The sequence below is a fragment of the Cohnella cholangitidis genome, from assembly GCF_014107495.1.
GTDB lineage: Bacteria > Bacillota > Bacilli > Paenibacillales > Paenibacillaceae > Cohnella > Cohnella cholangitidis.
This window is the reverse complement of the sequence record NZ_CP041969.1, coordinates 95,203-107,707: the sequence shown is the minus strand read 5'-3', so window position 1 is coordinate 107,707 and position 12,505 is coordinate 95,203. Positions and strand designations below refer to the sequence as shown.

Sequence of the window (12,505 nt, the reverse complement as noted above, 5' to 3'; positions counted from 1 at the left end):
GATTACCGATGCGGAGGAGAAATGTCGTGAGAAGGAAGCTCTTGCTGTTGGCAGCTCTGCTGTTGACGAGCGGATTGGTTGCCCAACCCTATAATGGACAGGCTTTGTCGGAAATCGATAAAATCAATCAAGACTTGAAAAAGCTTCAAGACGATATGGAAAGGGAGCAACATAAACAAAGATATGCAACCAAGAGCATCATTGAGTTAACGGGCAAGAAAGAGGCCACTAAAGAAGATATAGAAGCCATTCTAGGACGAATCGAGAGAATTCAGAAAAAGCTGGATTCGACTTTAGGGGATATTGACAAAGCGGAAGAGAGGCTTCTCGCGACGGGCGTACAACTTGAAGAAGCTATTAAGCAATTGGATAACCATAAAGAACTGATGGATTCGAGAGTTCGGATGGCTTATATGGCCGGTCCCGTTTCTTATTTGGACGTCTTATTTAGCTCGTCAAGCTTTTCGGATTTTTTGAATCGGTTCGATGCGGTGGAATCGATCGCGACCCAGGATCGCAACATTGCTCTGGAGAAAAAAGAATATTCGGAAGCCGTCGTTAAGAAGAAAACGCAAAGGGAAAAAGAATTGAAACAAGTAAAGGAGCTCTACGACAGGTTGGAAAACCAGAAAGCGGAACTCCAGCAAGAAGAGTTGGATAAAGAAGTGTTGATCGCGAACATAAACAAGCAGATCGAATCCATGGAAGAGATCAGCGAGGAATCCGAGAAACAGGTAACGGAACTCGCTAAGCAAGCTTCGGCCTTGGAAGCGAAAAAGAACCGGATCAAAAACTACTACAAGGGCGGTAAGCTCGGCATGCCGTTAAAATCCGAATATAGACTTTCGTCCGAGTTCGGTTTTCGGGATCATCCGATCACCGGAAAGAAAAAGCTCCATGGGGGGTTAGATATGGCTGCCCCGAAAGGCACGCCTATCTACGCGGCCGAGTCGGGCGTAGTTACCGTCGCCCAAACAACGAACGGTTACGGCAATACGATCATCATCGATCACGGCGGAGATTTGTTGACTTTATATGGTCATCTAAGCGCTATTCAGGTGAAAAAAGGCGAGACTGTCAAAAGAGGCGAAAAGATAGGGCTCGTAGGTTCAACCGGTTTATCTACCGGTAATCATTTGCATTTTGAAGTTCGCAAAAACTTCGAACGCGTCGATCCCGCTCCTTACCTTAAATAACATCATGTAAATCGAATCGATTTGGTAACGGATTGATTGTCCCGAGCGGAAGAATGGCGTACACTGGGAGTATTCTAGAAATCGAGAGGGAATGGATATGAATCATCAAGGACGATTGCCTAAGGAGGTTTATGAGCAACTAGCTTTATTTCGCTATAGAATCCGGAAATTTATTCGATTCAGCGAGGAAGCGGCCAGAGCAAAAGGACTTACTCCTCAGTACCATCAATTGATGTTATCCATCATGGGTTTTCAGGAGCGGGAGCACGCCACGCCTAAAGAGCTTGCGGAACGGTTGCAAATAACTCCGCACGCATGCGTGGAGCTTATTAAGCGCTGCGAGGCGCTGGGATTGGTGCAACGAATTCCGAATCCGGAGGACAAACGAAGCGTGTTGGTGCGTTTGACCGAATACGGAATGGGATTGTTGGAGGATTTATCGGAGATTCATCGGGATGAGTTAAAGAGGGCGGGTTTGCTTGAAGTGACGCTCACCGAGAAATCCCGTTAATGATCGATAACTTAAATAAAAAACTCGAAGTCGATAATCGACATTCGAGTTTTTTTTGGTATTCAAGTAAATCGCAGCGTTTTAACGATTTTCGGGACATCGTCGTTTACCATTCGGGTAAGCAATCGAATCTGTTTGCCGTACTTTTTGTAATCGTAGTCATTTCCGGTCGGATCCAGAAAATCGCTCGGAAGCTCTCCCGGAACCGTATAAGCATAAACCAAGCCATTGCGTTCGGCAAGGAAGATGACTGGGGAGTCTTCATAAATCGCGAGCCATTCTTTCTTGGTCATCCTGAACACAAGAATCGATAACACGTCTTCATATACTTTTCCTTGGTACTTGAAGAGGAAAAAAGCGCCGTATTCCGCATCGTCAAGATTAGTTCTTCTTCGAACGACGGTATAGGTTTTCCAAGATTGCGGAAGTCGCAGGGTGAATCCAAACTTGGGATCGCGGTACAGGTAAAAACTCGGTTGTTTCGCGACGGCTGAAGAAGGTCTTTTATTGGCTATCGGCTTTTTTTTCGGAATGATCTTCTTAATACGCACCACGCCCTCTACATGAATGGTTTTCTCATAATCAGGGTCACAGTTACCATATTCATATATTCGAACGAGTGATTGCGCGGATGCCTTCTTTGCTTTGAATAACAGCGAGCACGAGGGCGCATATTAGAGTGGATTAAAAATAATCCGAACAATAGAAAAGAGGTATTGCTGTGGGGATTTTAAGCGGAAATCCGAAGGACGAGCCTATGCATTATGGAGAAGTATCCAATGTTTGGGGCTCCTCGACGATGGCCAAAGGAGTCATATCTTGTTATCAAGCCTATCTCAATCACGCCGGGGACAGCGACTTGAAAAAGCTGATTGACGACTATATCGACCAGGCAAAACTAGAAGTCAAGGAGTTGGACGTGTTGCTTCAAGACAATGGCATTGCGCCAGCGCCAATGATGCCGGATAGACCTAAAGTTAAACTCGAAGATATCCCGGTAGGCGCGCGGTTTGCGGATCAAGAAATCGCGGCGGCTTTGTCGGCAGACTCCGTAGGAGGGCTCGTCTATTGCAGCCAAGCGATGGCCATGTGCATTCGCGAAGACATCGGGGCGTTGTTCGCCAAATATCACGCGGCCAAAACGATCCTATCCGGAAGGCTTCTTAGATTGCTCAAAGAAAAAGGATGGCTAATCCCGCCGCCGCTGCATCTTAAACGGCCTGAACCCGTGAAAGCTTAAAATGACGTCAAAGAAAAAGCAGCAGGCTAGACCTTGCTGCTTTTTCTTTTGCTCGGATCAAGCTACCTAGGCAAGTCGCTTAAACCGGGGCTATGTTCATTGCGTTATTGCATGGATCTATAATTCGTATTCATCCCGATAGGTTGAGCAAAGTTGGCGTTTGCCGGTTGAGCATATGGATTAACATTAGCATGCGTGATCGACGAATTGAACTGGACTTGTGCCATTTGCTCGATTTGCCTGCAAAGATTAGCAACTTGTTGCAATTGTTGGATCGCGGTTTGGTGGCCATGCAGCGCGGTTTGAATCATCTGAGCGGCTCTTTGCTCTCTATGCGCCAATTCCTCGAGCCGTTGCGCGTTCTGTTGTTCTTGTTGAAGCAGCTGTTGGTAATTTTGGCTAGCCTGCTGCGTTTGGTTGACCAGTTGTTGGATAATTTGTTCGCATTGGTGCAAATTCTGATTCAATTGATTGTTAGCGAAATTCACGTTATTTCCTCCTTTTGTTTGAAGAACGGAATTAGGATTCCTATCTGGAGGGGAAATATGTGCGTAATCATCGGAATATTGAGGAATAAAAGAAGCGGATAATAACGAATAATGCTTAGCGCGTATTTCAAATAGCTATCGAGGGAAGGTTTCAATGGAAGAACAAACGATGTCGTACGGAAGCGATTATCATTATTTGCCGATCACTTCGATCCAAAGCGGTGCCGGACATGAAGCGACGCCCGAGCTGTTCGGATTAACGGTCCAGATCGTGAATGTTTACTTTGTCGGCATCCCGGAGAAAAAGGAATGGGTTCTCGTAGATGCGGGAATGCCCAAGGCCGCCGACGATATTATTTCCGCAGCGGAAGAACGTTTCGGAACAGGCACTCCTCCCAAAGCCATCGTGTTGACGCATGGGCATTTCGACCATGTCGGTTCGGTAATCGAATTGATAAACCATTGGAACGCTCCTGTCTATGCGCATCATGAGGAAATCCCCTATTTGACGGGTTTGCAAGCCTATTTACCTCCAGATCCGTCCGTAGAGGGAGGACTAATTGCGAAAATGTCGTCCTGGTTCCCTAATGAGCCTATCGATCTCGGAAGTCGCATACAAATGCTGCCTTCGGATGGGACGATTCCCTTTATGCCCGGATGGAAATGGATCCATACCGGTGGACATACGCCAGGTCATGTTTCTTTTTTTAACGAAAACAATCGTTCATTAATTGCCGGCGACGCATTCGTTACCGTCAAACAAGAGTCCGTATATAAAGTTTTTACGCAGGAACCGGAAATTAGCGGTCCGCCGAAATATTTTACGACGGATTGGACTTCGGCCAGGCAATCCGTAATCAAGTTGGAAGCATTAAAACCGGCAATCGCCGTTACTGGTCATGGAATGCCTATGAGCGGACAAACCTTGTCGAAGAACCTACGCCGACTAGTCAGCGATTTCGATAGCATTGCCATGCCGAGCGAAGGGAAATATGTGTAGCAGGATTAAATCCGCGATTTCTTTCATATTCTTCGGAATGAGCTTTATTTCGAGAGGGGGAATCGTTTTTGGTTCAGTCCGCATTGTATGAGCATCGTTTTTGGTTGCAAATTATGGGGGACCATGCCCGGTTCATATTTAATACGCTTTCGCCGAAAGAAACTGAGTTTATTCAAACCGCCGGATCTTTTATTCAGGCTTACGACCGGCTTCTGGAACAAGCAAGGCGAGCGAATTCGGAATCCGAAACCATGCCGATAAGCAAAAAATCTTATGAATTGACGATCGAGTTCCGAAAGTTCAAACTGGAGCTTCTTCGAAGGGCTATCCTGGGTAAAGTATCGATAGGGCTTACGCCCACGTTCCTTAATCATATGATCAATGAATTGGAGGAATATTTGCGGATCTTGACAGAATTGGCCGCGGGAAAACCCGTACCACTATTCGATGCTTTGCATCATGATTTTTTGTGGCTGCCGGATGCAGCCGGCCATGCTGCGGCAATCGCGTCGGATTTGGATTCCGTTGAGAAGAGGCTGTTGGCCAGAAGCGAACAATTCGAGAAGCATTTCCAGCAGTTATATTTAAAAAGCATAGAAATGGCCGGATATATGAGAACGCAACTTACCGATTTCCCTGCGTTTCGCAGGCTTCACAAGGAAGTCGACTTAGAGATGAAGCTATTCATAGCGTTCCAGAACGAACTCTTGGAGATGGAATTGACCGCCGAAGTATTGGACAGAATCAGCCCGTTAATGCCGGATCATATGATGAGGGAAGAATGCTACTATCTGACTAAACTCGCACAACTCGGATTGGTCCCTAACCCGGAATGTCAGGCGGAAAGACCGAGGATAGCGGAATAACTAAACGGGTAAGCTATATTTTCGTAATACAATTAGCACCAAAGGAGAATGCGGAATGCCCGAAAAACCGGTTATCGTTTACTTCAACTCTCCGGACCAAGCCAACAAAGCGCTGGAGAAAATGAAAAGCGAATTCGAAGTGATCGAGTCCGCGATCGACCGTTTCGACGGTTACCCAGGCGAGGGATACAATCCCAACAATCCGATTACTGGCGATATCCCAAGTCTTGGCTCCTTGACGCTAGGCGGAAACTTCGGCAGGGATGCCGGAATATTGGCGGCTTCAAGCGTTAGCGCCAGCGGCTACAGTTCCGGAGGACCGGGCAACATGATCTCCGGCGTAGACATTATTCTGACAGCGATCGTCCAAGAACAGGACGGCGAAAGGGCAATGGAGATCGCTCGCGAATGCGGCGCACTCTGACTGACCGGCAAAAAAACGAGCAGTTCCCTGTAAGGGGAGACTGCTCGTTTCATTTTGCGGGTTAATTTAACCTTTTCTCGATGGGTATCCAATCTTGCACGCCGTTGTCTTCCACAATTCCCAGCGTAACGTCCGTAATGTCGGGATCGTTCAACAGGCGGTCGCGAATTTTGAATTTAATATCGTCCGCGTCGGCGAGCGTTAAACCGGGTTTCAATTCTATCAATCCTTCAACGTGATAATAACGGCCTTCTTGAAGTACCCGTAACTGGAAAATATCCGTCACTTGCCGCTCGCTGAAAATAATCTTGGCCACTTTGTCTTCCACGTCGGGCGGGGCCGAGACGCCGATCAAGCCGACCATATTATCGTATCCGACTCTAAAGGCCACGACGACCATCAATAATCCGATAACGATCGTCATCGTGCCATCCAGGGCGCTCGCATCGGCAAATGCCGTAAAGATGACCGCGACCAGAGCCAGAACCGCGCCAAGCGTAGCGACAAGATCCTCGTAAAATACGAGTCTGGTGGGGGGAGCGGCACGTTTGACATTGCGGAAAGACGCGCTGACAACCGACCATCCTTTGGCTTCAACCCTGGATTCCTTAACGATTTCTTTCATAGCTTTAATCAAGACGTATCCATCGATTATGATCGATACGAGAAGAACGCCGAAGTTGAGCCAGAACCCATGAGATTCAACGGGATGTTGAACGAGATGAATCCCTTCGCGTATCGTTTCGTACGCCATCAAAGTGACGACGAGAACCGCGACCATACAAAATATATTAATGACTCTGCCGAACCCGGCAGGGAATCTTCGCGTCGGCTTTTTTTCCGCGAGCACGCTTCCTACGAATACGAACATTTGGTTGACCGCATCCGCGATCGAATGCATCGTCGAGGCGAACATGGCGCCGTTGCCGGTAATAAAAGCAGCTATTCCTTTAACGATTGCTATGACCGTATTGCCGATTGCCGCGACTCCCGAAGATGTATTGCCTTTCTTAACCAACTGCCAAAAACCGTTTCGACTTCCCTCTGGGTCCATTCTGTGAATTTCCTCCTAGTGTTGTTTCGAATATGATTGCCATCCTATACATGGACAAGATGGTCATTCTATATACGGGGAAATCTTGATGCGGTTTCGAGTTCTGTTCGTTATAATGAACGAGAGTTGTGCTTGGCGCTGCCTGTGTTCGAACTCAATGATGAAATAATCCGAGGCGAATCGAATGATCAAACGAATGATATATCGTGCGGAATGGCGTCAAGGGATGGAGACTGACGGCTTGCAAGCATTAGGAAAAGGCGATCAGGCTAAAATGTTAGTCGAGCAGGGCGCGTTAATGACTGCAGCGGCTTTCAGTTGGAGGAACAATGTTTTTCTGTACTACGAGTGCGTTGACCGTCAAGTTGCGGCCGATGAAATCGCCGGAGCCGCGGTCGCTTATTTGAAGGAATGGCCGGGACAATCGGAGCCGAGAAAATGGATTCCGATGGTCGATGTGTTCCACTTCAACGAGCCGGCCAGTTACGAGCATTGGATGCGAAAGACGCCTGTCGAGAAACGGGTGGGAAGGGTAGCGCATTTGAAACCGGAGAGGATAAGCAGTTACGTCTACTTTCATTATCAGCTTCAGGAAGAGCGGGCTTTCTCCGGGGACAAATATGAAATAATCGCGATGCACGAGAATTTGCTGTTCGGTTATCAGGAATTTCCGAATGTTATCGAAGAGCCGGTCGTGCCGGGAAGATTGAGCACGAACGGAACGCCGGACAACTGGAACGATTCGCGGATGGATTTACATTTTCAACCGTGGGAAGATGACGGGTATTTATACTTCAAGCCGATTGAGCAACTATTTGCTTATGATATAGGCGATCTGAGGGAACAAACGGAGGAGTGCAGGTGAGGAAATCCATAATCGCGGTCGACATGGACGATACGATTTGCCATCTCGTCAAACGAGCCATATACCACAATAACATCGAATTTCCGACTCATCCGCTTCGATACGAAGAGATGTTCGATTGGAACACGGAACACTTGCGTCATCCGGACAGCACGCATGACGTATTTTACGGCAGACCCGGTCTGTTCGAGGAACTTGAATTGTTCGACGAACATGTCGTAGAGGAAATGGAGAAACTTCACAACGCATACGACGTGATAATCGTAACGGCAGGCGAACCGAAGACGATGGTCGAGAAGTGGAACTGGCTTCAAAAGCATATGCCGTTCATCCCTATCGAAAATTTCTTCGCGTGCAAGCGCAAAAGCTTGATCGATTTCGATCTGCTTATCGACGACGGACCGCATAATTTAGTGCCTGCTAGGAATCTGGGCAAACAAGTGCTCTGCATTCCGCATCCATGGAATCTGAAAGCGCGAGAACAATACGACTTTCCGTTGCTGACCGATTGGCACAACGCTAAGGAACGGATCGACCAACTCCTGAATGATCGTTAATACCAACGTTCATGCGATCGATATCCGTTAAGAGGAAAAGGGGACAGCCGTTGAAAAAGTGGATCATCGTTGCCGTGTACATGGCGACAGCCGGATTGTTGCTCCTGAAGCGGCATTCCATCATGAGCTGGATTCATGCGGAGTCATCATGGAATGATTATCTGATCTTATTCGCGATCGCTTTTATCATCGCGCTAGTTCCCGCTATCCCTTATGGATTAATTGCCGCTTTGTTCGGGGCCAAATTCGGAGCGTTGGCCGGCAGCTTCATTAATCTGGGTTTGTCCAGTATGGCTGCAATCGTTTTGTTCTTAATCGTCCGTTATGCGTTCAATGCAGAACAAAGAACCAAAGCAGCGCAAATAAGAGGGCTTACCCGATTGACCGCGATAACGGAGAGCAATCCTTTCTTATCCGTCATGGTCGCGCGGTTGCTTCCCGTTATCCCGGCGCAAGCCATTAACGTTTATGCTGCGCTTACCCGTATGAAAATGCTCCCTTTCGCCGTTGCCACGATCGTTGGAAAGATCCCATTCATGGTTGCGACTACTCTTTTAGGAGAAAGCGTTCTAGTCTCGTTCCAATGGAGTGACACGTTACCCGTCCTGATGATTTATGGCGTTTTTCTGCTTTTTGTTGCGTTAACCTACAGATATGTTTTTTCTAAACGGGCGAATGACAACGCCTCATAGCTCCAAAGAATCGTCCTCACGATAGGGCGTTAGTTTTGTAGTGTGTTATTATGTCTGTTATTTCGTCGTTAAAGAAGGAGAGTTTTGGATTGAAATTAAAAATCAAAGCTATATTCGCCGTAATTCTATTGGGATTGATTGTAATACCGAATATCGTGTTGGCGCACTCCGCGCTTGTATCCGCTGTGCCTTCCTATTCGGAAGCCGCCACGACGGAGGTGTCGGAACTGAAGCTGGAGTTTAATACGCCGATCGAACCGCTTAGCAGCATTAAAGTTAAGGATGAAGCGGGAAGCTTACAACCCCTAAAGGAAACCAACACGGATGGCAAATTCTTGACCGGCGTGCTGGAAAAGCCGCTAACCGACGGTAAATACACGGTCGATTGGAAAATAATCGGCGAAGACGGACATGCGATCAAAGGCAGTTATTCATTCGTAGTTCGTATTCCGGAGCCTGTGCCTACGGAAACGGCTCCTTCGCCATCGCCTTCCGCATCGGAAGCGGTGGGGCAGGGGAGTTCCGAGCCAACAGGTTCCGATGCGTCGGCCGGGACACCTGTTCCGACAACGGTCGAGTCGCCTACGGAAGTAGACGAGGATTCAACGTCGTCGCCCCTTAACACGAGCAACCTGATCTCGAACATCGTTCTCGTTTTGGCTGCCGTACTTCTTGTTATCGCAGTTGTGTACGTTGTCTTCTTCAAGAAAAAGAAGTAACGATGAAGAAACGAAGGGAATTAAAGGAACCGTAACTTTCGTAAATGGGGGGGCTCTTCCATTTATCTAAGCGCGGTTTCTTTTGCGTTTTATGGTGTAGGCTTAGATGAATCAGATTTCACGATTTCAACCCGGGGTCCCCGCAAAGTAATCGGAATCGGCTTCGATAGCGTCTTCTTCACTTTGTGGGGTGGAGCAGCAACCGGAAGGAGATACATCCCCGCAAAACATTAATCGAGATATCATCTTTGATTTATCAAATAGGAGTTTTAAGCAAACAAGGGTATACTTAATGAACGGAAGACCAGCTTATAATGAAGCACGATCATATACATAAAGCCAAAAGGAAATGAGAGATACGATGACGGACAATAAAGCAATAACGGAAACAGGATGGAACTTCGACAACAGTTATGCTCGTCTGCCGGAAACATTTTATACCAAGCTCAATCCAACTCCTGTACGCTCGCCGAAATTGATCATTGCGAATAGTCCGTTGGCAACATCCCTAGGTCTGAATGTCCAAGCGCTAATAAACAACGATAATGTAGCGGTATTCGCCGGCAATCGAATTCCCGAAGGCGCTTCGCCTCTGGCTCAAGCTTACGCGGGACATCAATTCGGTTATTTCAACATGTTAGGGGACGGTCGCGCTATCCTGCTCGGCGAACAAATTACTCCTCAAGGCGAGCGATTCGATATTCAGCTTAAGGGCTCGGGTATCACTCCGTATTCCCGCCGAGGCGATGGCAGAGCGGCGCTTGGGCCGATGCTGCGGGAATACATCATCAGCGAAGCGATGCATGCGCTCGGAATCCCGACTACTAGGAGCTTGGCTGTGGTGACGACAGGCCAACCGATACAACGCGAAACCGAGCAACCCGGCGCCATTCTTACTCGCGTGGCTGCCAGCCATATTCGCGTCGGGACTTTCCAATACGCTGCGCAATTCGGCAAGCTCGAGGAACTCAAGGCATTGGCCGATTACACCTTGCAGAGGCATTATCCGGAAGTTGAAACGAATGAGAGCCGCTATCTTGATTTCCTTCGGGAGGTGATACGGCGTCAGGCATCTCTCATTGCCAAATGGCAGCTTGTCGGTTTTATACACGGAGTGATGAACACCGACAATATGGCTCTTAGCGGTGAAACGATCGATTATGGTCCATGCGCCTTCATGGATGCTTATGACCCGGCTACGGTCTTCAGCTCCATTGATACTCATGGCCGCTACGCTTACGGCAACCAACCGCGTATTGCAGCTTGGAATCTTGCGCGATTTGCCGAAACCCTCTTGCCTCTTCTGCATGACGACGAGGAACGAGCTATCAAATTAGCCGAGGATGCGCTGGGGAATTTCGCCGAAGTTTATCAACGGAATTGGCTAGAGGGAATGAGGGGGAAATTGGGCATTTTCAACGAAGAGCCGCAAGATGAATCCCTAGTCAATGATCTCCTTGGCATGATGCAGAAGCAGGGTGCCGATTACACCAATACTTTCCGCGGTTTAACTTTCGGTACGCCGGAGAACAATCCCTTGTACGGTTCCGGAGAATTTGTTCAATGGTACGAACTATGGCAGGCGAGATTAACGAGACAGCAGGAAACCAAAGAATCTTCGCATCAGTTGATGCGCAGCAGCAATCCTTCGGTAATCCCGCGCAACCACCGGGTAGAAGAAGCGCTGGAAGCCGCGACAATACGAGACGATTACGGCGTGATGGAGCGGCTTGTCGATGTCCTTCGGAACCCCTTCGCGCACATCCCCGAACAGCTCGAATACTGTGCGCTACCGGAACATTCCAACAGACCTTACCGGACTTATTGCGGTACTTGATATACAACTTGTAAATGCCCTGACGGATATCCGTCAGGGTTCTTTTGCGTGCAAACTTATTGGATTAATTCAATAAACCTGCTTGCCGCGCTTGTAAGCGGCATGTTGCGCATCGTCATAATTCCTACGCGGGAGGGAGGCAACTGCACATCAAGTTTGATCTCGAAGAGGGAACCCTCTTCGAGCTCTTTGGATACGAACTCCCTCGTTACGTACGAGATTCCAAGGCCTCTCCGAGCTAATTCGATCAGAAGGTCAACGCTGCCTACCTCGATTTCCGGTTTGATCGTATAACCGTAGCTTTGGAATAATTCCGTGATCGCCATTCGGGCCCGGCTGTTCCGCGAGAAGAGGATGACGGGATACTCGAGCAGCTTAGGGAGCGATAGAGCCGTGTCCTTAAGCTCTGCGTAACGCGCACCCGCTACGAAACAATCCTGCAGCATGAAGCTTTCCTTTACTTCTAGCTGGGAATCGACGATCGGCATCCGCACGACGCCCAAATCGATTCTTCCTTCCTTTAAGAAGGAAATGACTTCCGGAGTCGTCCCGTGATTCAAGTGCAGCTTGATGCCGGGATATTTCCGGTGAAAGTCTTCCAAATACGGAAGCACATAATGCTTGAAGAGCGAGTCGCTTCCGCCGATTCTCAGTTCGCCGCTGTCCAAATTTTTAAGAGCTGACATTTTTTCTTCCGCCAACGCGATCAAGATCTGAGATTGTTCAATATAGGAGTACAGTATGGCGCCTTCTTGCGTTAGGGAGACGCCTTTGGAATTCCGATAAAACAAAGTCATGCCGACGCTGTCTTCAAGCTGTTTGATAGCGTGGCTGACGCTCGGTTGCGTGAGGTACAGCGTCTTGGCCGCTTGAGTCAAGCTGCCTGTTTTCGCCGCCCAATAGAACACTTTGTACAACTCGTAGTTATTGGTCATAGACACGGTCTATATCTCCTGTCAAATATATTGATTACGTATATGGCTGTTATTCGTATTATAGTGAAATTACGAATAAGAAACCAGAGCTTACGAGCGCTCTGCCGGAAGGAGAAGGAAG

15 protein-coding genes are annotated in these 12,505 nt (G+C 48.1%); 11 read left to right on the top strand and 4 right to left on the bottom strand.

Annotated elements, in window-relative coordinates; translation table 11 throughout:
- Positions 1-26 precede the first annotated feature (26 nt).
- Both FPL14_RS00440 and FPL14_RS00435 read left to right on the top strand, forming a co-directional pair.
- Positions 27-1,196 (top strand): murein hydrolase activator EnvC family protein, encoded by a 1,170-nt coding sequence (locus FPL14_RS00440; RefSeq protein WP_182301175.1) that lies wholly within the window; start codon positions 27-29, stop codon positions 1,194-1,196.
- A gap of 97 nt (positions 1,197-1,293) precedes the next feature.
- On the top strand, positions 1,294-1,707 hold the full coding sequence (locus tag FPL14_RS00435; protein ID WP_182301174.1) for a MarR family winged helix-turn-helix transcriptional regulator: 414 nt from the start codon (positions 1,294-1,296) through the stop codon (positions 1,705-1,707).
- Positions 1,708-1,769: 62 nt separating this feature from the next.
- Here FPL14_RS00435 and FPL14_RS00430 read toward each other — a convergent pair whose 3' ends face one another.
- Positions 1,770-2,258 (bottom strand): hypothetical protein, encoded by a 489-nt coding sequence (locus FPL14_RS00430; protein ID WP_182301173.1) that lies wholly within the window; start codon positions 2,256-2,258, stop codon positions 1,770-1,772.
- Between the two features lie 170 nt (positions 2,259-2,428).
- Here FPL14_RS00430 and FPL14_RS00425 point away from each other — a divergent pair, with 170 nt between their 5' ends.
- Complete coding sequence (locus FPL14_RS00425) at positions 2,429-2,947, top strand: DUF3231 family protein (protein WP_182301172.1); 519 nt, start codon at positions 2,429-2,431, stop codon at positions 2,945-2,947.
- Between the two features lie 104 nt (positions 2,948-3,051).
- On the opposite strand, the gene FPL14_RS00420 is transcribed toward FPL14_RS00425, so the two are convergent.
- The gene (locus FPL14_RS00420; RefSeq protein ID WP_182301171.1) at positions 3,052-3,435 is read right to left on the bottom strand and encodes a hypothetical protein; all 384 of its coding nucleotides are present in this window, start codon (positions 3,433-3,435) and stop codon (positions 3,052-3,054) included.
- Between the two features lie 154 nt (positions 3,436-3,589).
- Between FPL14_RS00420 and FPL14_RS00415 the strand changes: the two genes are divergently transcribed.
- The 3 genes from FPL14_RS00415 to FPL14_RS00405 all read left to right on the top strand — a co-directional run bounded on the left by FPL14_RS00415 (position 3,590) and on the right by FPL14_RS00405 (position 5,725).
- Positions 3,590-4,435, top strand: coding sequence for an MBL fold metallo-hydrolase (locus tag FPL14_RS00415; RefSeq protein WP_407644634.1), 846 nt, complete (start codon positions 3,590-3,592; stop codon positions 4,433-4,435).
- Positions 4,436-4,503: 68 nt separating this feature from the next.
- Positions 4,504-5,301 carry a DUF2935 domain-containing protein gene (locus FPL14_RS00410; RefSeq protein WP_182301170.1) on the top strand — a complete coding sequence of 266 codons (798 nt, stop codon included), beginning with the start codon at positions 4,504-4,506 and terminating at the stop codon, positions 5,299-5,301.
- Between the two features lie 55 nt (positions 5,302-5,356).
- Complete coding sequence (locus FPL14_RS00405; RefSeq protein WP_182301169.1) at positions 5,357-5,725, top strand: hypothetical protein; 369 nt, start codon at positions 5,357-5,359, stop codon at positions 5,723-5,725.
- Positions 5,726-5,786: 61 nt separating this feature from the next.
- Here FPL14_RS00405 and FPL14_RS00400 read toward each other — a convergent pair whose 3' ends face one another.
- Entirely contained in the window at positions 5,787-6,779 is a 993-nt protein-coding gene (locus tag FPL14_RS00400; protein ID WP_182301168.1) for a cation diffusion facilitator family transporter, read from the bottom strand.
- Positions 6,780-6,963: 184 nt separating this feature from the next.
- On the opposite strand from FPL14_RS00400, the gene FPL14_RS00395 reads away from it, so the two are divergent.
- From FPL14_RS00395 to FPL14_RS00375, 5 genes are all read left to right on the top strand, one after another.
- Positions 6,964-7,644 carry a hypothetical protein gene (locus tag FPL14_RS00395; RefSeq protein ID WP_182301167.1) on the top strand — a complete coding sequence of 227 codons (681 nt, stop codon included), beginning with the start codon at positions 6,964-6,966 and terminating at the stop codon, positions 7,642-7,644.
- A complete protein-coding gene (locus FPL14_RS00390) occupies positions 7,641-8,201 on the top strand; it encodes a 5' nucleotidase, NT5C type (RefSeq protein WP_182301166.1) in 561 nt (186 codons plus the stop codon). Before FPL14_RS00395 ends, FPL14_RS00390 begins: the two co-directional genes overlap by 4 nt.
- A 50-nt stretch (positions 8,202-8,251) precedes the next feature.
- Positions 8,252-8,893: a TVP38/TMEM64 family protein gene (locus FPL14_RS00385; protein WP_182301165.1), complete on the top strand. Its 642-nt coding sequence runs from the start codon at positions 8,252-8,254 to the stop codon at positions 8,891-8,893.
- Positions 8,894-8,982: 89 nt separating this feature from the next.
- A complete protein-coding gene (locus FPL14_RS00380) occupies positions 8,983-9,612 on the top strand; it encodes a copper resistance CopC family protein (RefSeq protein ID WP_182301164.1) in 630 nt (209 codons plus the stop codon).
- A gap of 361 nt (positions 9,613-9,973) precedes the next feature.
- Positions 9,974-11,449, top strand: coding sequence for a protein adenylyltransferase SelO (locus FPL14_RS00375; protein ID WP_182301163.1), 1,476 nt, complete (start codon positions 9,974-9,976; stop codon positions 11,447-11,449).
- 56 nt (positions 11,450-11,505) lie between these two features.
- Here FPL14_RS00375 and FPL14_RS00370 read toward each other — a convergent pair whose 3' ends face one another.
- Positions 11,506-12,384, bottom strand: a complete 879-nt coding sequence (locus FPL14_RS00370; protein WP_182303775.1) for a LysR family transcriptional regulator — start codon at positions 12,382-12,384, stop codon at positions 11,506-11,508.
- Positions 12,385-12,505 lie beyond the last annotated feature (121 nt).